The 24,791-nt window shown below is 74.3% G+C and carries 19 protein-coding genes and 1 riboswitch; of the genes, 10 read left to right on the top strand and 9 right to left on the bottom strand.

The genetic code is table 11. From position 1 onward, the window contains the following. Positions 1 to 11: 11 nt before the first annotated feature. Positions 12 to 3,656, bottom strand: a complete 3,645-nt coding sequence (cobN, locus tag ACFYM2_RS02180; RefSeq protein WP_388832629.1) for a cobaltochelatase subunit CobN — start codon at positions 3,654 to 3,656, stop codon at positions 12 to 14. Between the two features lie 72 nt (positions 3,657 to 3,728). Continuing rightward, a riboswitch (cobalamin riboswitch) is annotated at positions 3,729 to 3,812 on the bottom strand. 783 nt (positions 3,813 to 4,595) lie between these two features. Between cobN and ACFYM2_RS02185 the strand changes: the two genes are divergently transcribed. Genes ACFYM2_RS02185 through ACFYM2_RS02195 form a run of 3 tightly spaced genes read left to right on the top strand, consistent with a single transcriptional unit; the run spans position 4,596 to position 8,109 of the window. Then, a complete protein-coding gene (locus tag ACFYM2_RS02185; protein WP_388832632.1) occupies positions 4,596 to 5,969 on the top strand; it encodes a cobalamin biosynthesis protein CobG in 1,374 nt (457 codons plus the stop codon). After that, positions 5,966 to 6,607 (top strand): precorrin-8X methylmutase, encoded by a 642-nt coding sequence (locus tag ACFYM2_RS02190; protein ID WP_350231308.1) that lies wholly within the window; start codon positions 5,966 to 5,968, stop codon positions 6,605 to 6,607. Before ACFYM2_RS02185 ends, ACFYM2_RS02190 begins: the two co-directional genes overlap by 4 nt. Continuing rightward, complete coding sequence (locus ACFYM2_RS02195) at positions 6,604 to 8,109, top strand: precorrin-2 C(20)-methyltransferase (RefSeq protein WP_388832634.1); 1,506 nt, start codon at positions 6,604 to 6,606, stop codon at positions 8,107 to 8,109. Before ACFYM2_RS02190 ends, ACFYM2_RS02195 begins: the two co-directional genes overlap by 4 nt. On the opposite strand, the gene ACFYM2_RS02200 is transcribed toward ACFYM2_RS02195, so the two are convergent. After that, the gene (locus ACFYM2_RS02200; RefSeq protein WP_388832637.1) at positions 8,094 to 8,867 is read right to left on the bottom strand and encodes a cobalt-precorrin-6A reductase; all 774 of its coding nucleotides are present in this window, start codon (positions 8,865 to 8,867) and stop codon (positions 8,094 to 8,096) included. The genes ACFYM2_RS02195 and ACFYM2_RS02200 overlap by 16 nt on opposite strands. Positions 8,868 to 8,944: 77 nt before the next feature. Between ACFYM2_RS02200 and ACFYM2_RS02205 the strand changes: the two genes are divergently transcribed. Beyond that, on the top strand, positions 8,945 to 10,060 hold the full coding sequence (locus ACFYM2_RS02205; protein WP_388832640.1) for a cobalt-precorrin-5B (C(1))-methyltransferase: 1,116 nt from the start codon (positions 8,945 to 8,947) through the stop codon (positions 10,058 to 10,060). 354 nt (positions 10,061 to 10,414) lie between these two features. Here the strand turns inward: ACFYM2_RS02205 and cobM are convergent, their stop codons facing one another. Together cobM and cbiE are read right to left on the bottom strand one after the other, a co-directional pair. Continuing rightward, on the bottom strand, positions 10,415 to 11,158 hold the full coding sequence (gene cobM, locus ACFYM2_RS02210) for a precorrin-4 C(11)-methyltransferase (protein WP_358999734.1): 744 nt from the start codon (positions 11,156 to 11,158) through the stop codon (positions 10,415 to 10,417). After that, the gene (gene cbiE, locus ACFYM2_RS02215) at positions 11,155 to 12,489 is read right to left on the bottom strand and encodes a precorrin-6y C5,15-methyltransferase (decarboxylating) subunit CbiE (protein WP_388833081.1); all 1,335 of its coding nucleotides are present in this window, start codon (positions 12,487 to 12,489) and stop codon (positions 11,155 to 11,157) included. Before cbiE ends, cobM begins: the two co-directional genes overlap by 4 nt. 163 nt (positions 12,490 to 12,652) lie before the next feature. Here cbiE and ACFYM2_RS02220 point away from each other — a divergent pair, with 163 nt between their 5' ends. Together ACFYM2_RS02220 and ACFYM2_RS02225 are read left to right on the top strand one after the other, a co-directional pair. Then, positions 12,653 to 13,072, top strand: a complete 420-nt coding sequence (locus ACFYM2_RS02220) for a hypothetical protein (protein WP_388832643.1) — start codon at positions 12,653 to 12,655, stop codon at positions 13,070 to 13,072. A gap of 170 nt (positions 13,073 to 13,242) precedes the next feature. After that, on the top strand, positions 13,243 to 14,106 hold the full coding sequence (locus ACFYM2_RS02225) for a lytic polysaccharide monooxygenase (protein WP_388832646.1): 864 nt from the start codon (positions 13,243 to 13,245) through the stop codon (positions 14,104 to 14,106). Between the two features lie 19 nt (positions 14,107 to 14,125). Here the strand turns inward: ACFYM2_RS02225 and ACFYM2_RS02230 are convergent, their stop codons facing one another. The 3 genes from ACFYM2_RS02230 to ACFYM2_RS02240 form a co-directional block, all read right to left on the bottom strand. Then, positions 14,126 to 14,857 (bottom strand): response regulator, encoded by a 732-nt coding sequence (locus ACFYM2_RS02230; RefSeq protein ID WP_388832649.1) that lies wholly within the window; start codon positions 14,855 to 14,857, stop codon positions 14,126 to 14,128. Between the two features lie 66 nt (positions 14,858 to 14,923). Continuing rightward, positions 14,924 to 16,324: a sensor histidine kinase gene (locus ACFYM2_RS02235; protein ID WP_388832652.1), complete on the bottom strand. Its 1,401-nt coding sequence runs from the start codon at positions 16,322 to 16,324 to the stop codon at positions 14,924 to 14,926. A gap of 334 nt (positions 16,325 to 16,658) precedes the next feature. Then, positions 16,659 to 17,138 (bottom strand): hypothetical protein, encoded by a 480-nt coding sequence (locus ACFYM2_RS02240; protein ID WP_358999722.1) that lies wholly within the window; start codon positions 17,136 to 17,138, stop codon positions 16,659 to 16,661. A gap of 362 nt (positions 17,139 to 17,500) precedes the next feature. Between ACFYM2_RS02240 and ACFYM2_RS02245 the strand changes: the two genes are divergently transcribed. Further along, a complete protein-coding gene (locus ACFYM2_RS02245; protein ID WP_388458258.1) occupies positions 17,501 to 17,998 on the top strand; it encodes a hypothetical protein in 498 nt (165 codons plus the stop codon). 60 nt (positions 17,999 to 18,058) lie between these two features. Here the strand turns inward: ACFYM2_RS02245 and ACFYM2_RS02250 are convergent, their stop codons facing one another. Further along, a complete protein-coding gene (locus tag ACFYM2_RS02250; protein ID WP_388833084.1) occupies positions 18,059 to 19,450 on the bottom strand; it encodes an MFS transporter in 1,392 nt (463 codons plus the stop codon). A 536-nt stretch (positions 19,451 to 19,986) separates the two neighbouring features. Here ACFYM2_RS02250 and ACFYM2_RS02255 point away from each other — a divergent pair. The 3 genes from ACFYM2_RS02255 to ACFYM2_RS02265 all read left to right on the top strand — a co-directional run bounded on the left by ACFYM2_RS02255 (position 19,987) and on the right by ACFYM2_RS02265 (position 22,982). Further along, a complete protein-coding gene (locus ACFYM2_RS02255; protein WP_388832655.1) occupies positions 19,987 to 20,376 on the top strand; it encodes a hypothetical protein in 390 nt (129 codons plus the stop codon). A 120-nt stretch (positions 20,377 to 20,496) separates the two neighbouring features. Next, positions 20,497 to 21,186, top strand: a complete 690-nt coding sequence (locus ACFYM2_RS02260) for a DUF2690 domain-containing protein (protein WP_388832658.1) — start codon at positions 20,497 to 20,499, stop codon at positions 21,184 to 21,186. A 557-nt stretch (positions 21,187 to 21,743) separates the two neighbouring features. After that, positions 21,744 to 22,982 carry an MFS transporter gene (locus ACFYM2_RS02265; RefSeq protein WP_358999708.1) on the top strand — a complete coding sequence of 413 codons (1,239 nt, stop codon included), beginning with the start codon at positions 21,744 to 21,746 and terminating at the stop codon, positions 22,980 to 22,982. A 378-nt stretch (positions 22,983 to 23,360) separates the two neighbouring features. Here ACFYM2_RS02265 and ACFYM2_RS02270 read toward each other — a convergent pair whose 3' ends face one another. Next, positions 23,361 to 24,767 carry an MFS transporter gene (locus tag ACFYM2_RS02270; protein ID WP_358999705.1) on the bottom strand — a complete coding sequence of 469 codons (1,407 nt, stop codon included), beginning with the start codon at positions 24,765 to 24,767 and terminating at the stop codon, positions 23,361 to 23,363. Between the last annotated feature and the right edge of the window lie 24 nt (positions 24,768 to 24,791).

Here is a 24,791-nt window from a genome sequence, read left to right on the forward strand (position 1 = left end):
CGTCGCCGGGCTCAGCCCTCGTCCTCCAGGTCGCCCTCGGTCTCCAGGTAGACCTGGCGCAGCGCTTCGAGGACCGCCGGGTCGGGCTTGGCCCACATGCCGCGCGACTCGGCCTCCAGAAGGCGTTCCGCGATGCCGTGCAGGGCCCACGGGTTGGCGTTCTGGAGGAATGCGCGGTTGGCCGGGTCCAGGACGTACGTCTCGGTCAACTTGTCGTACATCCAGTCGGCTACGACGCCGGTGGTGGCGTCGTAGCCGAACAAGTAGTCCACGGTGGCGGCGAGTTCGAAGGCGCCCTTGTAGCCGTGGCGGCGCATCGCCTCGATCCACTTGGGGTTGACCACGCGGGCGCGGAAGACGCGCGAGGTCTCCTCGACCAGGGTGCGGGTCTTGACGGTCTCGGGCCGGGTCGAGTCGCCGATGTAGGCCTCGGGGGCGGTGCCGCGCAGGGCGCGGACGGTGGCGACCATGCCGCCGTGGTACTGGAAGTAGTCGTCGGAGTCGGCGATGTCGTGCTCGCGGGTGTCGGTGTTCTTCGCCGCGACCGCGATCCGCTTGTACGCCGTCTCCATCTCCTCCCGGGCCGGACGCCCGTCGAGTTCGCGGCCGTAGGCGTAGCCGCCCCACACCGTGTAGACCTCGGCGAGGTCGGCGTCGGTGCGCCAGTCGCGGGAGTCGATGAGCTGGAGCAGGCCCGCGCCGTAGGTGCCGGGGCGTGAGCCGAAGATACGGGTGGTGGCGCGGCGTTCGTCGCCGTGCTCGGCGAGGTCGGCCTGGGTGTGGGCGCGTACGTGGTTGACGTCGGCGCCCTCGTCCAGGGAGGCCGCGAGGCGGACCGCGTCGTCCAGCAGACCGATGGTGTGCGGGAAGGCGTCGCGGAAGAAGCCCGAGATGCGCAGGGTGACGTCGATGCGGGGGCGGCCCAGCTCGTCGAGCGGGATGGGTTCGAGGCCGGTGACGCGGCGCGAGGCGTCGTCCCAGACCGGGCGCACGCCGAGCAGCGCCATCGCCTCGGCCACGTCGTCGCCGGCCGTGCGCATCGCGCTCGTACCCCACAGGGAGAGCCCGACGGAGGTCGGCCACTCGCCGTTGTCGGCGCGGTAGCGGTTGGCGAGGGATTCGGCGAGTGCCTGGCCGGTCTCCCAGGCGAGCCGGGAGGGGACGGCCTTGGGGTCGACGGAGTAGAAGTTGCGGCCGGTCGGCAGGACGTTGACCAGGCCGCGCAGCGGGGAGCCCGAGGGGCCCGCCGGGACGAAGCCGCCGGTCAGGGCGTGGACGGTGTGGTCGAGTTCGGCGGTGGTGGCGGCCAGGCGCGGCACGACCTCGCGGGCGGCGAACTCCAGGATCGCGCGGACCTGTTGGGGCTGCTCGGCGGGGATCGCCGCGAGGTCCCAGTCGGCGTCGTCCATCAACTGCACCAGGGCGCGGGCCTGTTCCTCGGCCTCGTCGGCGCTGGTGCGGGTGGCGGCGGACTCGTCGAGGCCGAGGGCTTCGCGCAGGCCGGGCAGGGCGGTGGTGCCGCCCCAGATCTGGCGGGCGCGCAGGATGGCGAGGACGAGGTTGACGCGGTCGGCGCCGGCCGGTGCGTTGCCGAGGACGTGCAGGCCGTCGCGGATCTGGACGTCCTTGATCTCGCAGAGCCAGCCGTCGAGATGCATGATGAACTCGTCGAAGCCCTCGTCCTCGGGGCGGTCTTCGAGCCCGAGGTCGTGGTCGAGCTTGGCGGCCTGGATGAGCGTCCAGATCTGGGCGCGGATCGCGGGGAGCTTGGCCGGGTCCATGGCGGCGATCTGGGCGTGCTCGTCCAGGAGTTGTTCCAGGCGCGCGATGTCGCCGTAGGAGTCGGCGCGGGCCATCGGCGGCACGAGGTGGTCGACGAGGGTGGCGTGCACGCGGCGCTTGGCCTGGGTGCCCTCGCCCGGGTCGTTGACCAGGAACGGGTAGATCAGCGGGAGGTCGCCGAGCGCGGCGTCGGGGCCGCAGGCGGCGGACAGGCCCGCGTTCTTGCCGGGCAGCCACTCCAGGTTGCCGTGCTTGCCCAGGTGGATCATCGCGTCGGCGCCGAATCCGCCGTCGGCGGCCGGGGCCGCGATCCAGCGGTAGGCGGCCAAGTAGTGGTGGCTGGGCGGCAGATCGGGGTCGTGGTAGATCGCGATCGGGTTCTCGCCGAAGCCGCGCGGGGGCTGGATGAGGATCAGCAGGTTGTCGCGGCGCAGGGCGGCGAGCACGATGTCGCCCTGGGGGTCGCCGCCGTTGCCCACGCGGGAGCGGTCGAGGAACATCTCGCCGGGCGGCGGGCCCCAGTGCCGCTCGACGTTCTCGCGCAGCTCCTCGGAGAGCGTTGCGTACCAGCGCTTGTAGTCGGCGGCCGGGATGCGCACCGGGTTGGCGGCCAGCTGCTCCTCGGTGAGCCAGTCCTGGTCGTGGCCGCCCGCGTCGATGAGGGCGCGGATCAGTTCGTCGCCGTCGCCGGAGACCAGGCCCGGGATCTCCTCCTCGGGCCCGAAGTCGTACCCCTCGGCGCGCAGCCGGCGCAGGAGCGCGACGGCGCTGGCGGGGGTGTCGAGGCCGACGGCGTTGCCGATGCGGGAGTGCTTGGTGGGGTAGGCGGACAGGACGAGCGCGATGCGCTTGTCGGCGGCCGGGATGTGCTTGAGGCGGGCGTGGCGCACGGCGATGCCGGCGACGCGGGCGGCCCGCTCGGCGTCGGCCACGTACGCGGGCAGTCCGTCCTCGTCGATCTCCTTGAAGGAGAACGGCACGGTGATGAGGCGGCCGTCGAACTCGGGCACGGCGATCTGGCTTGCCGCGTCGAGCGGGGAGACGCCTTCGTCGTTGTCCTCCCAGGCGCTGCGGGAGCCGGTGAGGCAGAGCGCCTGGAGGATCGGCACGTCAAGGCCGCTGAGCGCACCCGCGTCCCAGGACTCGTCGTCGCCGCCGGCCGAGGCGGTGGCGGGCTTGGTGCCGCCGGCGGCCAGGACGGTGGTCACGATGGCGTCAGCGGCGCGCAGTTCGTCGATGAGCGCGGGCTCGGGGTCGCGCAGCGAGGACACGTACAGCGGGAGCGGGCGGGCACCGGCGTCCTCGATCGCGCCGCACAGGGCGTCCACGAAGGCGGTGTTGCCGCTCATGTGGTGGGCGCGGTAGTAGAGCACGGCGACGGTGGGGCCGTCGGTGGCCCTGGCCGTACGCTCCAGCGGGCCCCAGGACGGGGCGGGCGCGGGCGGCTCGAAGCCGTGGCCGGTGAGCAGCACGGTGTCGGACAGGAACCGGGCGAGCTGGTCGAGGTTGGCGGGGCCGCCGTGCGCGAGGTAGGCGTGCGCCTCGGCGGCGATGCCGACGGGGACGGTGGAGGCGGCCATCAGCTGGGCGTCCGGGGCCTGTTCGCCGGTCAGGACGACGACCGGGAGGCCGCTCGCGGTGAGCTGGTCCAGGCCGTCCTGCCAGGCGCGTACGCCGCCGAGCAGTCGTACGACGACGAGGCCGACGCCGTCGATCAGCTCGGGCAGGGCGTCGAGCGCGAGCCGGGACGGGTTCGCGAACCGGTACGGCACCGGGCCGTTCGCGGCGCGGGCGCTGAGGAGGTCGGTGTCGGACGTCGACAGGAGCAGGATGGGGCGGGGGTCCTCCGTGGGCTCCCCGGGCGAGTGCAGCATGCGGCGTCAGGCCTTCCTCGGGGTGTCCGCGCCCCGGGTGGTGTCGGATGGTCTCCCCTGCCCGGGGAGGGGGAGTTCCTGACTCACCCGGTCGAGCGGGGCTCGGGTCCGGGCTCACAGTGGCGGGACCGCGCCGGAATCTCACCGGGCTTCCTCCCCTGTCGCCGTGTCCGGCGACGCCGGCGGGCCGGGTGGCCTGCCGCCTGCATAGTAGCGACCCACCCGGGTCCCCCCTCGGCCCCGGCCCACCGAGGGCCCGCCTTCGGGGCGTGGCCAGGTTGTGCGCAGTTCCCCGCGCCCCTTGGCGGGGTTGGTGCTGGCCCGCGCGGGCACCCTCAGCCCGTCCGGCGATTGAGGACAAGCGCCTTCAGCGCGAATGGGGTCTGGGGCGGAGCCCCATGGGTCCCGGCTGCGGGCCGTGGTCGCTTCTCGCGCAGTTCCCCGCGCCCCTTGGCGGGGTTGGTGCCGGCCCGTGGGGGCTACCCCGGAGCAGGGCTCATGCTGGCCTGTGCAGGCAACCTCAGCCTGTCCGGCGATTGAGGACAAGCGCCCTTCAGGCGCGGACGGGGTCTCGGGCGGAGCCCCATGGGCCCCGGCTGCGGGCCGTGGTCGCTTCTCGCGCAGTTCCCCGCGCCCCTTGGCGGGGTTGGTGCCGGCCCGTGGGGGCTGCCCCGGAGCAAGGCTCATGCTGGCCCGTGCGGGCAACCTCAGCCCGTCCGGCGATTGAGGACAAGCGCCCTTCAGGCGCGGACGGGGTCTGGGGCGGAGCCCCAGGGGTCCCGGCTGCGGGCCGTGGGTGGCTGGGCGCCGCAGTTCCCCGCGCCGCTGGCGGGGTTGGTGCCGGCCCGCATGCGCCGATCCGGCCCGGGCCCGGCGCGGACGCCGGTAGCGCGCCCCGTACCCACCCGGCGGGGCGGCCCCCGCGGATGCGACCTGGGTATGCTCGCCGCCATGCCGCGCCCCTCCGCAACACCCCACAACCAGGGCGAAACCCCCATAGGGGACGCCCCGGGAGCAGCCCCCCGCGACCCCGTCGTACGGGACCGCGGCGACGCCTGCCCCGGCGCCCTGCGACTGCACCAGGCCGACGACGGCAACCTCGCCCGACTCCGCCTGCCGGGCGGCATATTGACGATCCGTCAGGTACACGCCCTGGCCACCGCCGCCGAGCGGTACGCGGACGGCCACCTCACCCTCACCTCCCGGGGCAACGCCGAGCTGCGCGGCATCGCGGCCCCCCACGCCACCGCACTGGCCGAACTCCTGCGCCACACCGGCCTGATGCCCTCCGAGACCCACGAGCGCGTGCGCAACATCGTCGCGTCGCCGCTGGCCGGCCTGGACGGGCGGGGCCACGACGGCGCCCACGCCACCGCCCGCCTGCGCGCCCTCGACGCCCTCCTGTGCGCCCAGGACTGGACGACCGCCCTCTCCGGCCGCTTCCTGTTCGCCCTCGACGACGGCCGCGGCGACGTCGCGGGCCTCGGCGCCGATGTGACGTTGCTCGCACAGGAGCGGGAGACCGTCGTCGTCCGGGTCGGGGCGAGCGCCCTGCGGGTGGCCGCGTCCGACGCCCCGCGCGCCGCCCTGGAAGCCGCCCGCGCGTTCCTGGAGGCGGCCGCGGGCACCGGTGCCTGGCGGGTGCGCGACCTGCCCCCGGACCACGCCGTCGACCTCGCGTCCGCCCTGGCCCGCGCGGGCATCCCGGCCACCCCGGCCCCCGTACCGGACGGCCAGCAGACCGCCCCCACCCCCGGCATCGTCGCCGGCCCCGACGGCACCTACGCCCTGGTCGTGGCCCCCGCGCTGGGCCGGGTCTCCGCCGCGCGGCTCCGGGCGCTCCCGGGCCCCGGCGGCGAGGTCCGGATCACCCCGTGGCGCGGATTCGTCGTCCCCGGCTTCGACGGGCCCGGCGCCCGCGCGCGGCTGCGCGAACTCGACGACGCCGGATTCACCACCCGCCCCGACGCCCCATGGGCCGGGGTCGGCGCGTGCACCGGCCGCCCCGGGTGCGCCAAGGCGCTGGCCGACGTGCGCCGCGACGCCCTGCCGGGCACGGGCGGTCTGCCCGTCCACTGGTCGGGGTGCGAGCGGCGCTGCGGCCACCCGCACGGCGACTGGGTGGACGTGACGGCCACCGCCGAAGGCCACTACACGGTGACGGTACGGGGCGTACGAGGCGTACCAGACGCACCAGACGCACAGGAACAGCAACTGCCGCTGGACGAGCGCGAGTTGGCGGACGCGGTGGCCCGCGCGCGGGGCGGCCGGGTTCAGGCGTACGGGACAGGGACAGGGACAACCACGAGATGAGCGAGAGCACAGTGTTCGACTACGAGAAGGACGGCGCGGAGATCTACCGCCAGTCCTTTGCCACGATCCGCGCCGAGGCGGACCTCGCCGGGCTGCCCGCCGACGTGAGCCAGGTCGCGGTCCGCATGATCCACGCCTGTGGCATGACGGACCTGACCCGCGACCTCGGCTACACGCCGGCCGTCGTGGCCCGGGCCCGCGAGGCGCTGCGCGCGGGCGCGCCGATCCTGTGCGACGCGCGGATGGTCGCCAGCGGGGTGACCCGCAAGCGGCTGCCCGCCGACAACGAGGTGATCTGCACCCTGAACGATCCGTCCGTACCGGCCCTCGCCGCCGAACTCGGCACCACCCGCAGCGCCGCCGCGCTCGAACTGTGGCGCGACCGCATGGACGGCGCCGTGGTGGCCGTCGGCAACGCGCCCACCGCCCTTTTCCGGCTGCTCGAAATGATCGAGCAGGGCGCGCCGCGTCCGGCGGCCGTCATCGGCGTACCGGTCGGGTTCATAGGCGCCGCCGAGTCCAAGGACGCGCTCGCCGCGCACCCTTCGGGCCTTGAACACCTGGTGGTACGGGGCCGGCGCGGTGGCAGCGCGATCGCGGCGGCCGCGCTCAACGCGATCGCGAGCGAGGCGGAATGAACGAGAACAGCAGCACGGCGGGCCGGCTCTACGGCGTCGGGCTCGGCCCGGGCGATCCGTCCCTGATGACGGTGCGCGCGGTGGAGGCGATCGCGGAGGCGGACGTGGTGGCGTACCACTCGGCGCGCCACGGCCGCTCGATAGCGCGCTCGATCGCGGCGAAGCACATCCGCGCCGACCACATCGAGGAGAAGCTGGTCTATCCGCTGACGGTGGAGACCACCGACCACCCCGGCGGCTACCGGGGCGCGCTCAACGACTTCTACGAGGAGGCCTCCGCCCGGCTCGCCGCGCACCTCGACGCGGGCCGCACGGTCGCCGTGCTCGCCGAGGGCGACCCGCTGTTCTACGGCTCCTACCAGCACATGCACAAGCGGCTCGCCCACCGCTACCCCACCGAGGTGATCCCCGGGGTGACCTCGGTGAGCGCGGCCGCCGCCCGGCTCGGTGAGCCGCTGGTGGAGGCCGAGGAGGTCCTGACGATCCTGCCCGGCACACTGCCGGAGGAGGAGCTGACCGCGCGCCTGGCCGCCACGGACTCGGCGGTGGTGATGAAGCTGGGGCGTACGTTCACCAAGGTGCGCCGGGCGCTGGAGCGTTCGGGGCGCCTCGATGAGGCGCGGTATGTGGAGCGCGCCACCATGCCGGGTGAGCGCACGGGTCAACTCGCCGACATCGAGGCCGATTCGGTGCCGTACTTCTCGGTGGCGGTGCTGCCGAGCCGTATCGACGCCGCGCCCGTCGAGCGGGAGCGCGGCGAGGTCGTGGTGGTGGGCACCGGTCCCGCCGGGCCGCTGTGGCTGACGCCGGAGTCGCGGGGCGCGCTCGCCGCCGCCGACGACATCGTGGGCTACACCACGTACGTGGACCGGGTGCCGGAGCGCCCCGGGCAGCGCAGGCACGGCTCGGACAACAAGGTGGAGTCCGAGCGCGCCGAGTTCGCACTCCAACTGGCCATGCGGGGCAGGCGGGTCGCCGTGGTCTCGGGCGGGGACCCGGGCATCTTCGCGATGGCCACCGCCGTCCTCGAGGTGGCTTCGCAGCCGCGGTACGCGGACGTTGCCGTGCGGGTCCTGCCGGGGGTGACCGCCGCCAACGCGGCAGCTGCCCGCGCGGGCGCCCCGCTCGGCCACGACTACGCGACGATCTCGCTGTCCGACCGGCTCAAGCCGTGGGAGGTCATCGCCGAGCGCCTGCACGCGGCGGCGTCGGCCGATCTCGTCCTCGCGCTCTACAACCCCGGTTCCGCGAGCCGTACATGGCAGGTGGCCAAGGCGCGCGAACTGCTCCTAGAGCACCGGGCGCCGGACACCCCGGTCGTGGTGGCCCGCGACGTGGGCGGGCCGGGCGAGCGGGTCCGGATCGTGCGCCTTGCCGATCTGGAGCCGGCCGAGGTCGACATGCGCACGATCCTGCTGATCGGCTCCTCGCAGACCCGTACCGTACGGCGCGGCGACGGCGAGGAGATCGTCTGGACGCCGAGGCGCTATCCGGAGGACTGACCCGGGCGGGACCGGACGGTGAGACCGGCCACCCAGGCGGCCGCCTCCTCGGGGGTGGCCGCCACGGCCACCCCATCCGGCACGGGCGGGCGCCGCACCACGACGACGGGAATGCCCGCCTCGCGGGCGGCGGTCAGCTTCGGGGCGGTCGCCGCGCCCCCGCTGTCCTTGGTGACGAGCACGTCGACGCGGTGGGCGCGCAGCAGCTCCCGCTCCCCTTCGAGGGTGAAGGGCCCCCGGTCGAGCAGCACCTCCATCCGGGCCGGGAAGGGCGGCTCGGGGGCGTCCACCGAGCGCATCAGGAACCACAGGGCGTCGAGCGGGGCGAAGGCGGCGAGGCCCATGCGGCCGGTGGTCAAAAAGACCCGGCGGCCGAGTCCAGGCAGCAGCGCCGCGGCCTGGTCCAGGGAGTCCGCCGCGTGCCAGCGGTCGCCCTCGCCGGGGACCCAGCCGGGGCGGCGCAGCGCGAGCAGGGGAACATGGGCCCGCGCGGCGGCGGCCGCCGCGTTGAAACTGATCGTCCGGGCGAAGGGGTGAGTGGCGTCGATGAGCGCGTCCACCTCGTGCGTACGCAGCCACGCGGCGAGCCCGTCGGCGCCGCCGAACCCGCCGACGCGGACCTCGCCCGGCGGCAGCCTGGGTGCGGCGACCCGGCCCGCGAGCGAGCTGGTCACCCGCGGGCCGTCGGCCGCGCCGGCGCCCAGCAGGCCCGCGATGCGACGGGCCTCGCCGGTACCCCCCAGAATCAAGATGTGCACAGGATCCGGTTCCGTTCGTGAGTGAGGCCGAAGGTCATGAGGCAGGCAGGCCGTCGAGCACGGGTCAGGCGGGGAGCATGAGCGAGCCCAAGGGCGGACGCGGTGCCCAACTCAAGCACACCGGTCTGCGCCCCGGCTGGACGACCGGTGCCTGCGCGACGGCGGCCACGACGGCGGCGTACACCGCGCTCCTGGCCGGCGACTTCCCCGATCCGGTGACCATCACGCTGCCGCGCGGGCAGACGCCCGCGTTCGCGCTGGCCGCCGAGGAGCTGGGGGCGGGGCAGGCGATGGCGGCGGTGGTCAAGGACGCGGGCGACGACCCGGACGTGACGCACGGCGCGCTGATCCGCTCGACGGTACGGCTGCTTCCGCCCGGCTCCGGGGTGGTGTTCCGGGCCGGTGACGGGGTGGGCACGATCACCCGGCCCGGGCTTCCGCTCGCGGTCGGCGAACCCGCGATCAACCCGGTGCCGCGCCGCATGATGACGGACCACGTGACGCTGGTGGCGCGGCGGCACGGGACCACGGCCGACGTGGAGATCACCATCTCCGTCGACCACGGCGCCGAGATCGCCCGCTCCACGTGGAACCCGCGCCTGGGCATCCTGGGCGGCCTGTCCATCCTGGGCACGACCGGCATCGTGGTGCCGTACTCGTGCTCGGCGTGGATCGACTCGATCCGGCGCGGGGTGGACGTGGCGCGCGCGGCGGGCCGTACGCATGTGGCCGGCTGCACGGGCTCCACGTCGGAGCGGACGGTGGTGGCGGAGTACGGGCTGCCCGAGGAAGCGCTGCTGGACATGGGCGATTTCGCGGGCGCGGTCCTCAAGTACGTACGCCGTCACCCGGTGGACCGGCTCACCATCTGCGGCGGCTTCGCCAAACTGTCCAAGCTGGCGGCGGGCCACCTCGACCTGCACTCCGGCCGGTCCCAGGTGGACAAGTCCTTCCTCGCGGCGCTGGCCCGGGAGGGCGGCGCGAGCGAGGCGCTGGCGGCGGAGGTGGCCGTGGCCAACACGGGTCTGGCCGCGCTCCAGCTGTGCGCGGCGGCCGGCGTCCCCCTCGGCGACGTGGTCGCGGCGCGGGCCCGGGACGAGGCGCTGAGTGTTCTACGGGGTGCGCCGGTGGCGGTGGACGTCCTGTGCGTCGACCGCGCCGGCACGGTAGTAGGCCGCAGCACGCCCCGTTAACCCCTACGGCGCGGGCCGACACCAACCCCGCCGGGGCGGCCGGGCCGAGGACACGCATCCCGATGCGGGCCAGCACCAACCCCGCCAGGGGCAGCCCGGGCCGGGGATACGCATCCTCATGCGGGCCAGCACCAACCCCGCCAGGGGCGCGGGGAACTGCGCGACCAGCCACCCACGGCCCGCACCCGAAAGCCGACGCCTTGGGGCTCCGCCCCAAACCCCGTTCGCGCCTTAAGGGCGCTCGTCCTCAAACGCCGGACCGGCTGAGGTATGCCGGGTGGGCCAGCACCAACCCCACCAGGGGCGCGGGGAACTGCGCGACCAGACCAGCACGGTCCGCGAGCGGGGCCGGGGCTAGTCTCGGCAGCGTTCGGCTGAGTACAGGTGGCTGTCCCGGAACGATGACGCCCCCAGCACCCGCCCCACCAGAATCACCGCCGTCCGCACCACCCCCGCCCCCTTCACCCGCTCCGCGATGTCCCCCAGCGTCCCGCGCAGGACCAGCTCGTCGGGGCGGGACGCGAAGGCGACCACCGCCGTGGGGCAGTCGGCGCCGTAGTGCGGCAGCAGCTCCTCCACGACCCGGTCGACATACCCCGCCGCCAGGTGCAGGACGAGCAGCGCCCCGCTCCGCCCGAGCGTCGCCAGGTCCTCTCCCTCCGGCATGGCCGTGGCCCGCTGTGCGATCCGGGTCAGGATGACGGTCTGGCCGACCGTGGGCACCGTCAGCTCCCGCTTGAGCGCGGCGGCGGCCGCCGCGAAGGCCGGCACCCCCGGCACCATCTCGTACGGCACCCCCGCCGCGTCCAGCCGCCGCATCTGCTCGGCGACGGCGCTGAACACCGAGGGGTCACCGGAGTGCAGCCGGGCCACATCGAGCCCGGCCTCGTGCGCCCGCGTCAACTCCCCCACGATCTCATCGAGGTTGAGCCGCGCGGTGTCCACCAGCCGGGCGCCCTCGGGGCACTCGGCGAGGAGTTCGCGCGGCACGAGGCTGCCCGCGTACAGACACACCTGGCAGGAGGCGAGCGTACGGGCGCCACGCACCGTGATCAGGTCGGCGGCGCCGGGCCCCGCGCCGATGAAGTACACGGTCATGTGGCTGCTCCAGAAGGGGTGTCGAGTGGTGCGGAGGGTCCGGAGGGTGCGGAAGGTCCGGGTTTGACGACGGCCCACTGGGTGACCGGCATGGCCTGGCGCCATCCCGTGAAGCCGCCGACCGGCACGGCGTGCGCGACCGCGAGCCGGACGAGTTCGCCACCGTAACGCCGGTACCAGGTGGCGAGCAGCGCCTCGGACTCCAGCGTGACGGTGTTGGCGACCAGGCGTCCGCCGGGCGCGAGCGCCTGCCAGCACGCGTCGAGCAGCCCGGGCGCGGTGAGCCCCCCGCCGATGAACACGGCGTCCGGCGCGGGGAGTTGGGCCAGCGCGTCGGGCGCGGCGCCGGCGACGACGCGCAGCGCGGGCACGCCGAGCCGGTCCGCGTTGCGGCCGATGCGCTCGGCCCGCACCGGATCCCGCTCCACGGTGACGGCCCGGCAGGACGGGTGCGTACGCATCCACTCCACCGCGATCGAGCCGGACCCGCCCCCGATGTCCCACAGGGTCTCGCCGGGCGCGGGCGCGAGCGCGCCGAGGGTGGCGGCGCGTACGTGCCGCTTGGTGAGCTGGCCGTCGTGTTCGTACGCGTCGTCGGGCAGCCCCGGTACGGCGCCGAGCCGCAGGGCGTCGGGGGCGCGGCGGCACTCGACGGCGACGACGTTCAGGGCGTCACCTGGCGCGGCGTCCCACGACTCGGCGCTCCCCTCCACGACCCGCTCGCGCGGTGACCCCAGCTGTTCGAGCACCCGCATCCGGCTGGGCCCGAACCCGCGGTCGCGCAGCAGCGCGGCGACGTCGGCCGGGGTGCGGGCGTCGGCGCTCAGGACGAGGATCCTGCGCCCGTCGTGCAGCGCGGCCGCGAGCCGGGCGGCCGGGCGCCCCACCAGCGTGACGGCCTCGGTCTCCTCGACGGGCCAGCCGAGCCGGGCGCAGGCGTAGGAGAGCGACGAGGGGTGCGGCAGCACGCGGGGCGGGGCGCCGAGTACGTCGGTAAGGGTGCGCCCGATCCCGTAGAACATGGGGTCCCCGCTGGCCAGCACGGCCAGCCGGCGGCCCCGGTGGGCTTCGATGATCCCCGGGACGGCAGGCTTGAGCGGCGTCGGCCAGGCGATCCTCTCCCCGCGGCACTCCTCGGGCAGCAGAGCGAGCTGCCGGGCTCCGCCCACGACGACGTCGGCCGCCAGCAACACCTCGCGCCCCCGGCTCCCGAGCCCGCCCCACCCGTCGGCCCCGATCCCGACGACGGTGACGTCGGGGCGGGAGGGCGTGCGAGCGGGGTTCACGGTGTGCGTACCTCGGGGTGTGCGCGGGGACCCGGCCGGGCCCATGGGGACGGCCCGCACTCTACTGTCCACCCAGGTGAGCGAACCCTCCGGGTACGCACCCCCCTGACCCGCACGCGGGGACCCCGTTCCCCCGGGGAACACCAGGGCCCCGGCCCTCCGGGTACGCGCACCCCCTCCCCCGCACCCGGGAACCCCGTACCAGGCGGTGGAGGAGAGCGTGCACGACGGGCTGCGCGCCGGGCCCCGGGGATGGGCGGTCTCGGACTGCGTGGTCACGCTCGTACGCTCGGGGTTCTCCAGCGTGTTCAGTACGGCGGGCGATTTCCGCGCGCTGACCCGGATCGTGCTGGACCGGGCCCTGCGGTCCGCCGGGACGCGGCTCTACGAGCCCTGTCTCGCCTACGAGTTGGAGGCCCCGGGCCCCACGCTCGCCGCCGTCTGCGGCCGGCTCACGGCGATGGGCGCGGCCGTCGAGGAGACCGTGGCCACGGCGGAGGGGTGGCTGCTGCGGGGCACGGTCGCGGCACGCGGGGCCGCTGGCGTCGAGCGGTGGCTGCCCGGACTCACGCACGGCGAGGGGATCTGGTGGACCCGCCCGGCGGGCGACCGACCGATGGTCCCGTAGGACGTGGGACGGGTCGACGGACTTGTGCGACAGGTTGGCGTAGACCTCTTGCGGGCTGGTCCAGACCAATGCCACGCTCTCAAGTGCCGCCACCACGGGGCGAGTTGGCGCGCCCCGCCCGGCGTGCCGGTCCGGCTCGTCCCGCCTCCCCACGATCAAGGAGCACTCGTATGTCCGCTCGGCGTACCGCAGCGTCCCTGGGTGTCCTCGGGGCGACCTCCCTGTCCCTCTTCGCCCTGGCGCCCACCCCCGCGTCCGCGCACGGCACCATGTTCAACCCCGTCAGCCGCATCGCCGCCTGTTATGCCGAGGGCCCCGAGCACCCGGTGTCGCAGGTGTGCAAGGACCTGGTCGCCGACTCCGGCACCCAGCCCCTGTACGACTGGAACGAGGTGAACATCGCCAACGCCAACGGCCAGTCCCGTCAGATCATCCCGGACGGCAAACTGTGCTCGGCGAACCGCGACAAGTACCGGGCGCTGGACTGGGCCCGCACCGACTGGCCCTCCACCGGTGTCGCGGCGGGCTCCTTCCCCTTCAAGTTCCGTGTGACGGCCGCCCATTCGGGCACGATGACGCTCTACATCACCAAGGAGGGCTTCGACCCGACGAAGCCGCTGAAGTGGTCCGACCTGGACGACACGCCCGTCGCGGTGTACCGGACGTCGCGCACGGCGACGGACGGCTACTACAACTTCACCGGCACGCTCCCGGCCCGCACCGGGCGCCACATCATCTACAAGGTGTGGCAGCGGGACGACAGCCCGGAGGCGTTCTACAGCTGCTCGGACGTGGTGTACGGGGCCGGGAGCTCGGCCGCCGCGCCCACCGAGCAGAAGATCGCCGCAGGGGCGTCGCGCTCCACGGTCAGCCACCACGGCCACGGCGGCGACCCGGCCACGGCCGCCCCGTCCACCCAGGCCAGGCAGGCCGCCCCGGCCGGCCCCGCGGTGGCTCCGCAGGCGCTGGCGGCGGTGTCCACGGCGAGCGTCCTGGGAGGAGGCGTCCTCCTCCTGCGCCGCCGCCGAGGCTGACCCCGCGCGGGGGCAGGTGTCACGGGGAGCCGGGGCGCACCACGCCCCGTTCGTAGGCGAAGACCGCGGCCTGCGTGCGGTCCCGCAGACCCAGTTTCATCAGCACCCGGCTGACATGCGTCTTCACCGTCTGCTCCGCCAGCACCAGCCGCCCCGCGATCTCCGCGTTGGACAGGCCCTGCGCGATCAGGGACAGCACCTGCGTCTCGCGCTCCGTCAGGGCGTCCACCCTGGCCCCCGGGAGATCCCGGGGCGCCGGGGCCAGCCGGGAGAACTCCTCGATCAGGCGCCGCGTGATGTTCGGGGCGAGCAGCGCCTCCCCGGACGCCACCACCCGTACGGCGTGGGCGAGTTCGTCGGCGGACGCGTCCTTCAGGAGAAACCCCGATGCCCCCGCGCGCAGCGCCTCGTACACGTACTCGTCGAGATCGAAGGTGGTGAGCACCAGCACCCGCACCCCCCGGACCCGGGCTGCCCCGGTTCCGTCACCGGGTCCGTCGCCGGTTCCGTCGCCGGGTCCCTCACCTGCGCCCTCGCCCCGCACCCGCCGCGTCGCATCGATGCCGTCCAGTTCCGGCATCCGGATGTCCATCAGGACGACGTCGGGGGCGAGTTCGGCCGCGAGCGCCACCGCTTCCAGGCCGTTGACCGCCTGCCCCACCACCTCGATGTCCGGCTCCGCGTTGAGCAGCACCGTGAATCCCTGACGGACCATCACCTGGTCGTCGGCTATCAGTACGCGGATCGTCATGCCCTGCCCTCCAGCAGCGTCCAGCAACGTTTCGTGGTCCACCGGAGCCGGGCGGTCCGGGCCCGGTCAGGACGGGGACGCGTCCAGCGGCAGGGTCGCGCTGACCTCGTACCCCCCGTCCGGCGTCGCCCCCACCGCCAGCTCCCCGCCCAGCATCGCAGTCCGCTCCCGCATCCCCAGCAACCCGTGCCCGGCGCCGGGCGAGGGCGCGACCGGCCGGTCGGGCGCGGTGTTGGTGACCCGCAGGGCGAGCTCGGTCCTGTGGTAGGCGATCAGCACCGCCACCGTCGCGCCCGGCGCGTGCCGCATCGCGTTGCTGAGCGCTTCCTGCACGATGCGGAAGGCGGACAGCTCCACCCCGGGTGCCAGGGTGCGCCGGGTGCCGAGGACGGTGGACGTCACGGTCAGGCCGGCGCCCCGCACGTTGGCCACCAGCTCGTCGATGCGGTCGAGCGAGGGCTGGGGGGCGTGCCGCGCGCCCCGGACCGCCCCCGGCACCCGCGACCCGTTCCCCCCGGACCCCGTGGGCCCCCCGGATCCCGTGGACCCGTCCGGCCCCGTGGGCCCGTCCGATCTCAACACCCCCAGCACCCGACGGAGTTCGGTCAGCGCCTCGACCGCGTTCTGCCGTATGCCCGCCAGGTTCTCCTTCAGCTCGTCCGACGGGTCCTCCACCAGGTGGGGCGCGACCTGTGCCTGGATGGAGATGACCGACATGTGGTGGGCCACCACGTCGTGCAGCTCGCGCGCGATCCGGCCGCGCTCCTCAAGGAGGGTGCGCCGGGCCCGCTCCTCTGCGGTCAGTTCCTCCTGCGCGACGAGCTGCGTACGGGCCACCCCGAGCCCGCGCAGCGCCGCCCCCAGCACCGCGGCGACCGTGAAGCACACCGCCGCGACGCCCACGCCGACGGAGGTGTGGCGCTCGCCGGGCACGGCGGCGCACAGCAGCCCCGCCCCGAAACTGACCACCAGGGCCTCGGCGGCGATCCGGGGCCGGTGCGTGAGCGAGACCAGGAGCAGGACCTCGGCGGTCATCGCGATCCCGGCCGCGTTCCAGGGGTAGAGCGCGTCCGGGCCTGCCTGGCTCCCCGCCCACAGCCCGGCGACGACCGTCACGATGGTCGTCGCCCGCCAGGAGGCCAGCGGCCGGTAGAGCGCGGTGACCATCGCGCCCGCCTGCACCACGGCGGCCACCGTCCCCGCCCAGGTGTCCAGTTGGAAGTCCTCGGTGTACTCCTTGGCCGCGCCCGCCATGGCCGAGACCGCCACGAGCAGCAGCGGCATCAGGATCGCGGGCCGCCACGCGAGCCACCCCTGCCCGGCGCTCGCAGGTCCGCGCCCGCGCACTGGCCGCTCGGACCCCAGCAGGTCCCGGCACACCGTGCGCAGCGCCGCGCGCGCCCCGCCGGACACCAGCCGCCCCGCGCTCTCGCTCCCCTGCCCGCGTGCTCGTTGCCCCGTCCCCATCCGGCTCACCCTAGGCACGCGACGTCTCCCTCATCCTGTTGCTCATCCTGGCGGTACCCCGCCCGGGACCGCCCGTGACGGCGTCGGCACGGGTGTGCGGCGAGGCGGTGGCGGCATGGCCCTTGGGGGGATGGTGTTCCGCCGCCGAGGTTAAGGGGCGCGCCCCCTCGTCGGCGTCGCTCTGGAGAACCGCTTCGTCCGTAGCTCTCCCGGGCCGGTCGCCGGTGGCTCTCCAGAGGTACGGGTAGCTCTCCCGTACCGGGGTGAGGGGACAGACGCGGGCCCCGGGGCCGGGGAAACCGGCACCGGGGCCTGCGTGTTCGCGGCGGAATGGTCACACGGTCCGCGTGGCGCGGGCGTGGCGCAGGGTGCGCAGGATCAGCCACTGGTCGCCCCAGGCCATCGCCGTACCGATGACCGCCATCACGATGCCCACCGTGAGCTCGCCCGTGGCCGCCCCGAGGGCAAGGCCCGCGAGGCCGAGGCCGTAGCGGATGACGAAACGGACCGCCAGGAGGCCGAGCGCCAGGAACCGGGTGCGCTTGTTCTTCCACAGCGACTTCATGAAGCGGATGCGGGCCTTCAACACCGTGCAGGCCAGCACGATCTGGACGATGGCGACGACCGGGATCAGCGCGTACAGGACCGGGTAGGCCCGGGCGATGTCGAAGATGCCGGCGAAGAGGCCCACCAGCGGGAAGTACCAGTTCGGCAGCCCCTTCAGCGGCTCCGTCCAGGCTGCGGCCGTCCGGCCCTCGACCTGAACCGGCGTCTGCGTCTTGACCGGCATCTCCGTCGCGACCGTGGCGCTCATGGCGTTCCCCTCACCCTGTTCCCAGTGATCCGCCGGCCCTTGCCGACATCACTGATCCTCCCGTCGGGGGCGGGTGCGGGGGCAGAGTGAAGCGTCCTGACTGCCGCAGGACAAATGTCATCGCCACCGCGCAGTTGGCGCTGGCGTGAATTCGTCGGCCGACGGGGGCGGCGGTCTTATGTTCGGATCTTTGGGCACGGGTGTGCGCCGCGCGGCGGCCGGGCAGCGGCCCGCCGGACAGGCAACTTGGCGGCCGGGCAGCGGCCCGCCGGACAGACGGACCTTAGGAGTAGTTGGCTTTGCGATCGACACCGTCATCGCCCTCGTCGCCCTCGCCGGCCGCGAACCACGGGGCCGGAAGCATGGTCGGGCTCTTCTGGATCACCGCCGACGAGGTCCACCTCGGCACGCCCCCCGGCGACGGGGACACGGGCGTACTGCTCACGCCCGACGGCGCACACCGCACCGGGCCCGAGCCACGGGACTGGCCCTGGGCCGACCTGCTCGACCTGCGGGTGGACGACGTGCCGGTCCGGTCCGCGCCCGTGCGGTGGACGATCCACGCGGTGACCGTGGCGGCCGCCGTGTTCGACCTGTGGTCTCCCAGCGATCCCGCCCGGATGTCGGTGGCGCTCACCACGAAGGAGCGGGATCAGGCCACGGTCGGGGTGTACTCCGGCGCGGCGATCGCGTACTCCCAGCGCGAGACCGACCTCTCGCTCGGGCTGCTCGCCCGTTTCGTACGGGGCGAGTCCTCGCCGTCGGTCCTCACCCGGTGGTGGAACGAGACCCCGCCCGACCACCTCCTGCGCTCCCGCGAGCGCGAGGCCGTCCTCGAGGGGTGGCTGGGCCTGGAGTGAGCGGGCCGCGTACCCGGCCGGGTGGCGGCGCGCGTACCGGACCGCGCGCCCGCCCGCGCCTCACATGTGCGCCGGTCCCTCCGCCGGGCCCGTCGCCTGCCGGGGCGGGCCCTTGCGGTAGAGGACGACCGAGACCAGCAGGCCGAGCGCGAAGAAGGCCGCCGACCACCAGTACGCCGTCGAATAACTCTCCAGCTGGGCCCTGACCCGCGTTTCCGGCGTGGGGCGGCGGCCCACCAGATAGCTGGTGGCCGCGCTCGTGGCCAGGGTGTTGAGCAGGGCCGTACCGATCGAACCGCCCACCTGCTGGCTGGTGTTGACCATCGCGGAGGCGACACCCGCGTCGTGCGCGGCCACTCCCGCCGTGGCCATGCTCATGGCGGGGGCGAAGATCAGACCCATGCCGACGCCCATGACGAGCAGCGGGGGCAGCACATGTCCCGCGTACCCGCTCGTCGCGTCCAGGGCCGTCATCCAGGCGAGCCCGGCCGCGCCGAGCCCCATGCCGAGCGGCACGATCGGCTTCGCGCCGAGCCGGGGCACGAGCTTGTTCTGCGCGACCACCGAGCTGACGATCATCGCGAACACCATCGGCAGGAAGGCGAGCCCCGTGCTGACCGGGGAGTACCGCAGGATCTGCTGGAGGTAGTACGTCAGGAACAGGAACACGCCGAACATGCCCGCGCCGGAGATGAACATGGCGAGGTAGGACGCGCCCCGGTCCCGGTCGAGGACGACCCGCAGGGGCAGCAGGGGGTGCCTGGCCCGCGTCTGCCAGCAGGCGAACGCCACGAGCAGGACGCCGCCCGCCGCGAGGAACCCCCAGGTCCGCGACGAACTCCACGCGTGCGTCTCGGCGTTGGAGAACCCGTAGACGATGCAGAACAGGCCCGCCGAGACCAGCACGGTGCCGGGGATGTCGAGTTTGGGACGGTCGGCGGGCGCGCCCGGGTGCAGCAGCCGCAGGGCGCCGAGGAAGGCGAGCGCGGCGAAGAGGAGGTTGACGTACAGGCACCAGCGCCAGTCCAGGTACTCCGTCAGGACGCCGCCGAGCAGCAGACCCACCGCGCCGCCGGTGCCGGCGACCGCGCCGTAGATGCCGAACGCCTTCGCGCGTTCCTTCGGGTCGGTGAACGTCGTGGTGAGCAGCGAGAGCGCGGCGGGCGCGAGCAGCGCGCCGAAGACGCCCTGAAGGGCGCGCGCGGTGACCAGGACCTCGAAGCTGGGCGCGGCGCCGCCGATGGCGGAGGCGAGCGCGAAGCCCACGAGCCCGGTCAGGAAGACGATTTTGCGTCCCACCAGGTCGGCGATGCGGCCGCCGAGCAGCAGCAGCGAGCCGAAGGCGAGGGCGTACGCCGTGACGATCCACTGGCGGTTCCCGTCGCTGAACCCGAGGTCGCGCTGTGCGGAGGGCAGCGCGATGTTCACGATGGTCGCGTCGAGTACGACCATGAGCTGCGCCAGCGCGATGACGCCGAGCACGAGCCAGCGGTGCTCGTGCCGGGCCCCGGTGTGCGGCGCGCCGGGCGGGGGCACGCCGCCACCGGCGTACGCGGCGGCGGGGGGCGGGGCGGACAGGCGCTCGGACGCGGCCGCTATGCGCTGGGCGCGTCCCTCCTCGGCGGCGTCCTTGGTGTGACGGCCCATGTGCGCGTCTCCCTCGGTGATCTCGCGTCGGTGCTCTCGCGCCTGGCGGTGTCGCGTTTGGCGGTCCCGCGTTTTGCCGGTACCGCGTTGGTGATCGCCCCTTCCTCACGCTAAGTGAGGCCCAGGCGTTCCGCCACGCGAGTGAACGGGGCGGGCGTCACGCGGCGGGACGCGGGGCCGCCGGGGCCGTACGAGGCCTCCGTGGCGTCCCGGGCCCCCGGAGGCGCGTCCCGATTCGTCCCAGGGACGGCTGGGACGCATCCGCACGTCGCTCCCCGGACACCTTTGCTGACACAGGGTCACTTACTCGGGGGCCCCGCACCTTCTTGGAGAAGACAGACATGAACCGAAACACCGTGCGCACCAGCGTCGTCGCCGTCGCCGCTCTGCTCGCCCTGTTCCCGGCGACCGCGATGGCCGCCGCGCCGGCCGCGCCGAGCGCCGCGTCGACGGGGGCGGCCACCGCCGTCGCCCACCACCACAAGGTCCTGCCGCAGGGGACGGTGGCCACGAGCCGGGGCCGTTCGCTGCGTGTCCGGGCCGGCGCGGGCGTCACCTACCGGGCCACCGGCACCCTGCGCTCGGGACGCCAGGTGTCGCTGGTCTGCAAGAAGGACGGGACCTCGGTGCACGGCAACCGGGTCTGGTACCGGCTGGCCGGACACCGGGGCCACTACGTCTCGGCGCACTACGTACGGGTGGTGGCGGGGGCGTACGTGCCGTGGTGCTGACCGGCGCCTGAGATCCCGCGACTTCGCCCGTTCGCGCCGTGGGGCCGGAGCTTGGCTCCGGCCCCACAGGGGTACAGATGGCATGCGAACGGGACTTTGTGGACTTCTGGGAGGGACCGCGTGGCCCAGTGGCGACCGTTGCCCGAGTCGACCCGGCCCGAAAGGCGGCTGCTGATCGAGGAGTTGAGGCACCTCAAGCAGACGGCGGGCCTGAGTCTTGCGGGTCTGGGCGCCCGCACCGCGTACAGCAAGTCGGCGTGGCACCGGTATCTCAACGGGGACGGCCTTCCGCCGCGTGACGCGGTCGACGCGTTGGGCGCCCTGGGGGGCGCCGAGCAGCACGCGCGTCTGCTCGAACTCTGGGACCGGGCGGCCCGGCCCCCGGAGCCGCCGCCGCCTGTCGTGGCCGGGTCCGGGTCCGTGCCGCGCAGACGGCTGCGGCACCGGCGTACGGTGACCGTCGCGGCCGCGCTGGCCCTGGTGGGGAGTGCCACGTGGGCGGCCGCCGCGCACCGGGCCGGGCCTGCTCCCGCGCCCGCCGCCTGCCGGGGGGCGAGCTGCGAGGGCGCCGATCCCGACACCTCGCCGTGCCGTACGGATGCCCGTACGCAGAGCTCCGTGACGACGGCGTCGTACGCCGTGCGGCTCCGGTTCAGTCCGTCCTGCGACACGGTCTGGTCGGAGGTGCGGGACAGCGCGACGGGGGCGGACGCGGAGAGCCCGATGCTGGTGGCGCCGGATCCCGGCGCGGCCGAGGCATGCGCGGACCTCACCCACGCCCGCCTGTGCACAGCCCCCCACCCGGGCTAACCAGACGCACGACGCGGGCCAACCCCAGCCCCGCCAGGGGCGCGATACCCACCCGGGCCGGCCCCCAGCCCCGCCAGGGGCGCGGGGAACTGCGCGCCCAGCCACGCACGGCCCGCAGCCGCCCCTGGGGCTCCGCCCCAGACCCCGTTCGCGCTGAACGCGCTCGTCCTCAAACGCCGGACGGGCTGGGGTTGCCAGTGTGGGCCAGCATCAGCCCTGTCAGGGGCGCGGGGAACTGCGCGAGAAGCGACCACCACCCGCAGCCGAACTCCCCGGGGCTCCGCCCCAGACCCCGATCGGCCTGAACGGCCTCGTCCTCAAACGCCGGACGGGCTGAGGTTGCCTGCACAGGCCAGCATGAGCCCTGCCCCGGGGCAGCCCACGGGCCGGCGCAAACCCCGCCAGGGGCCCGCGTAAAACGCGTGGCCCGGTGCCCGCCACTGGGCCCATCCTTGTTTTCACCACGGCGAAGGGAACGCATGTCCGGGCACACCGCAGAACGTGCACCAGAGGAGCGCGAAGACACCGGGCAGCGCTCTGCGGCCGGTTTCCTCCACATGCTGAAAACTCCCGGCGCCTTGCGGCTCATCGCGTCCCTCTTCGTTCTGGAACTCGGCTCGGCGATGACCACCGTGGGCCTACCGCTGCTGGTGATCCGGCAGTACGGGATCGGGCTGGAGGCAGGTGCCACGCTCGCGGTGCGTTTCCTGCCCAACATCCTGCTCGGACCGCTGGCGGGCCAGATCGTCGATCGCCACGACCCGCGAAAGGTCGCCATGACGGCCGCCCTGGCCAGCGGGCTCATCGCGGCTCTGTTCCCCTTCACCACGGCCATGTGGCAGATCCAGGCCCTGGCGCTGGCCATCGGCGTCGGCTACATGTTCAGCTTCCCCGCCACCATGGCGCTTCGCCCGCACGTGATCCCGCAGGGAAGCGAACTGGAGGGCAACGGGCTCATCGTCGCCGCAGAGCGCATCCCCAAGCTGCTCGGCCCCGCCCTGGCCGGTGTCACGGCGGCGGGACTCGGCCTGAACGCGCTGTTCGGTGTGGAAGCCGTCACCGCGGCCGGGGCCGCCCTTCTGCTCGTCGGGCTGCCGCGCGCCACCCGAGCCGTCGCCGCCGGGCCGGCCGACCCGGCCACCTCGCGCGATGGCCGCGCCAACTGGCTCGCGATATGGCTGCGTTCACTGGTTCAGGGCGCCGCGAGCCTCACCCGGATGGTGCGCGGCGACGCCCGGCTGGCCTCGCTGACCCTCACCGCCTTCACGTACATGATCGCGCTGGGGCTCGGACGCACCTTCCTGGCTTCGTACGCCTGGGAGCACTTCGCCGGGGTCCCGGCGATGTTCGGCTACCTGCTGGCCGCGATGGGCTTCGGCGGCGCGGTCGGGGCGGTGGTCGCGGCTCGGTTCCGCGGCTGGAACCAGGGCTTGGTCTACCTTCTCGGAAACGTCCTGGAAGGCCTGTGCTGGGTCGCGTTGTGCGTGGCGGGTAACGCCGTCGTCGCGCTTGCTCTGCTGTTCGTGGCCGGCGTCTTCGAGTCCATCGCCTCGGTGGTGTACTTCGCCGAGGTGCAAAAGCGTCTTCCCGTGGAGCTGAACGGGCGCTACTACGCGACCCTGGTCCCGCTGTCCGACGTCTTCCTCGTGGTCGGCACGACCGTCGGCGGCGCCGCCGCCGCGGTGGGGGTGGCCTGGAGCGGCATTCTGGTCGGGGCGGCGATGGCTCTGCCGGTCGCGGTCCTGGCCGTACCCCTGGTGGCCGGAGCCCGCAAGCCTGCCGCAGCCGCCGCGTGACGGCCCTCACCGAGCAGGGGGCGTTTCCGTTCCTCGGCCACGCGCGGCGCACGACCGCTACCGGATGCCCTCCGCGCGCATCCGCGCCCTGGACGCCCAGATGGCAGCCCTACTGACAGCCCGTCAAAGCCCGAACGAACTCCGCACCCACAGACCGGCCAGCACCAGCCCCGCCAGGGGCGCGGGGTACTGCGCGACCAGCCACGCACGGTCCGCAGCCGGGGTCCCTGGGGCTCCGCCCCAGACCCCATTCGCGCTGAACGCGCTCGTCCTCAATCTCCCCCAAGCGTATGGGCCAGCATGAGCCCTGCCCCAGGGTCGGCCCACGCGGGCCGGCACCAGCCCCGCCAGGGGCGCGAGGAGCCGCCCCGGGTCGTGTTACGGCGTGGGGTTCTCACGGCTCGCGCGGGCGAAGAGGGTCAGGACCGCCAGCAGGGCCAGGGTCGCGAACGACGCGACGGTCAGGCCTATGCGGTGCATGGAGACCAGCGTGCCGAGCACCGCCACGCCGAGCGCGGACCCCGCCTGCCGGGACGCGTTGAGCGCCCCCTGCGCCGTGGCCGCGTACTCGGCCGGCGCCGTCATCGCCACGTCGGCCGTCGAGGCCGGGATCGCCGTCGTGGAGCCGAGCGCCAGCATCAGCTGCGCGGCGACGAGCAGCGCGAACGGGGTCTCGGTTCCCGAGAACGCCAGGATCACCCCGGACAGCAGACCGCACACGAGCCCGAACACGATCAGCGGACGCGTGCCGACCCGGGCCACCAGTCGGCCCGTGAACAGCGGCAGCACCGCCAGCGGCACCGTCATCGGCAGGAAGGCGAGTCCTGTTCGCAGGGGCGAGAGGGAGCGCTCGTCGACCATCCACTGGGTCATCGCGTAGAGCAGCCCGTAGAAGACGAAGGACGCGGCGCCCCCGGCGATCATCGCGGCCCGCACCCGGGCCCGTACGAGCAGCGCGGGCGGCAGCGCGGGGAACGCGGCCCGGCGTTCCACCAGCGCGAGGGCGACGAACGCGACGGCGGCCACGGCCACCGCGACGACCGGCGCCGGCCCGCCCCAGCCCGAGGTGCCGCCCTCGACGAGCCCGTACGTCAGCGTGCCGAGGCCCACGACGGACAGCACGAGGCCGGGCGCGTCGACCGGCCGGTGCGGGCGCTTGGCGTCGGCGGGAAAGCCCCGCGCGGCGAACCAGGTCACCAGCGCGATGGGCGGGTTGACCAGGAAGACGAGCTGCCAGCCGCCGAGCGCGACCAGAGCGCCGCCGAGCACCGGCCCGCAGACCAGGCCGAGCGCGCTGACCGCCGCCCACGCGCCCACCGCGCGCGCCCGTCCGGCGGGGTCGGGGTAGAGCCCGGCGAGCAGGGCCAGCGAGGCCGGCACGAGGCCCGCCGCCGCGACGCCCAGCAGGGCGCGGCCCGTGATGAGCAGCCCGGCCGAGCCCGCGAGCGCGCACAGCAGCGAGACGACGCCGAACCCGATCAGGGACGTCCGGTAGACGCGGCGCGGGCCGAAACGGTCCGCGAACGAGCCGGAGGCGAGCATGAGGCCCGCGAAGACGACGGTGTACGCGTCGACCGTCCACGCCAGCGCGCCCGTCGAGGCGTGCAGACCCTGGCGCAGGTCGGGGAGGGCGACGTTCAGGATGGACGCGTCCATCAGGACGAGGAAGTTACCGACCGCGATCCCGAGGAAGCGGCCGGCGGTACGCGGCGGCGCGGCGGGTGGCCCGGTCCGCGCCGCCCCGGCGGCCGCCACGGGAGTGGCGTCGATGCTCTCGGTTGTCATGGACGGCAGCGTCGCGCCGGGTCG

The sequence above is a fragment of the Streptomyces sp. NPDC006711 genome, from assembly GCF_042869775.1.
GTDB lineage: Bacteria > Actinomycetota > Actinomycetes > Streptomycetales > Streptomycetaceae > Streptomyces.

Coding starts and splice junctions, on each gene's coding strand:
- ACFYM2_RS02255 (WP_388832655.1), top strand. CDS start 19,987: ATGAACCGAAACACCGTGCGCACCAGCGTCGTCGCCGTCGCCGCTCTG.
- cobM (WP_358999734.1), bottom strand. CDS start 11,158: ATGACCGTGTACTTCATCGGCGCGGGGCCCGGCGCCGCCGACCTGATC.
- ACFYM2_RS02265 (WP_358999708.1), top strand. CDS start 21,744: ATGCTGAAAACTCCCGGCGCCTTGCGGCTCATCGCGTCCCTCTTCGTT.
- ACFYM2_RS02195 (WP_388832634.1), top strand. CDS start 6,604: ATGAACGAGAACAGCAGCACGGCGGGCCGGCTCTACGGCGTCGGGCTC.
- ACFYM2_RS02240 (WP_358999722.1), bottom strand. CDS start 17,138: ATGAGCGCCACGGTCGCGACGGAGATGCCGGTCAAGACGCAGACGCCG.
- cobN (WP_388832629.1), bottom strand. CDS start 3,656: ATGCTGCACTCGCCCGGGGAGCCCACGGAGGACCCCCGCCCCATCCTG.
- ACFYM2_RS02230 (WP_388832649.1), bottom strand. CDS start 14,857: ATGACGATCCGCGTACTGATAGCCGACGACCAGGTGATGGTCCGTCAG.
- ACFYM2_RS02225 (WP_388832646.1), top strand. CDS start 13,243: ATGTCCGCTCGGCGTACCGCAGCGTCCCTGGGTGTCCTCGGGGCGACC.
- cbiE (WP_388833081.1), bottom strand. CDS start 12,489: ATGGGCCCGGCCGGGTCCCCGCGCACACCCCGAGGTACGCACACCGTG.
- ACFYM2_RS02190 (WP_350231308.1), top strand. CDS start 5,966: ATGAGCGAGAGCACAGTGTTCGACTACGAGAAGGACGGCGCGGAGATC.
- ACFYM2_RS02250 (WP_388833084.1), bottom strand. CDS start 19,450: ATGGTCGTACTCGACGCGACCATCGTGAACATCGCGCTGCCCTCCGCA.
- ACFYM2_RS02235 (WP_388832652.1), bottom strand. CDS start 16,324: ATGGGGACGGGGCAACGAGCACGCGGGCAGGGGAGCGAGAGCGCGGGG.
- ACFYM2_RS02185 (WP_388832632.1), top strand. CDS start 4,596: ATGCTCGCCGCCATGCCGCGCCCCTCCGCAACACCCCACAACCAGGGC.
- ACFYM2_RS02245 (WP_388458258.1), top strand. CDS start 17,501: ATGGTCGGGCTCTTCTGGATCACCGCCGACGAGGTCCACCTCGGCACG.
- ACFYM2_RS02270 (WP_358999705.1), bottom strand. CDS start 24,767: ATGACAACCGAGAGCATCGACGCCACTCCCGTGGCGGCCGCCGGGGCG.
- ACFYM2_RS02205 (WP_388832640.1), top strand. CDS start 8,945: ATGAGCGAGCCCAAGGGCGGACGCGGTGCCCAACTCAAGCACACCGGT.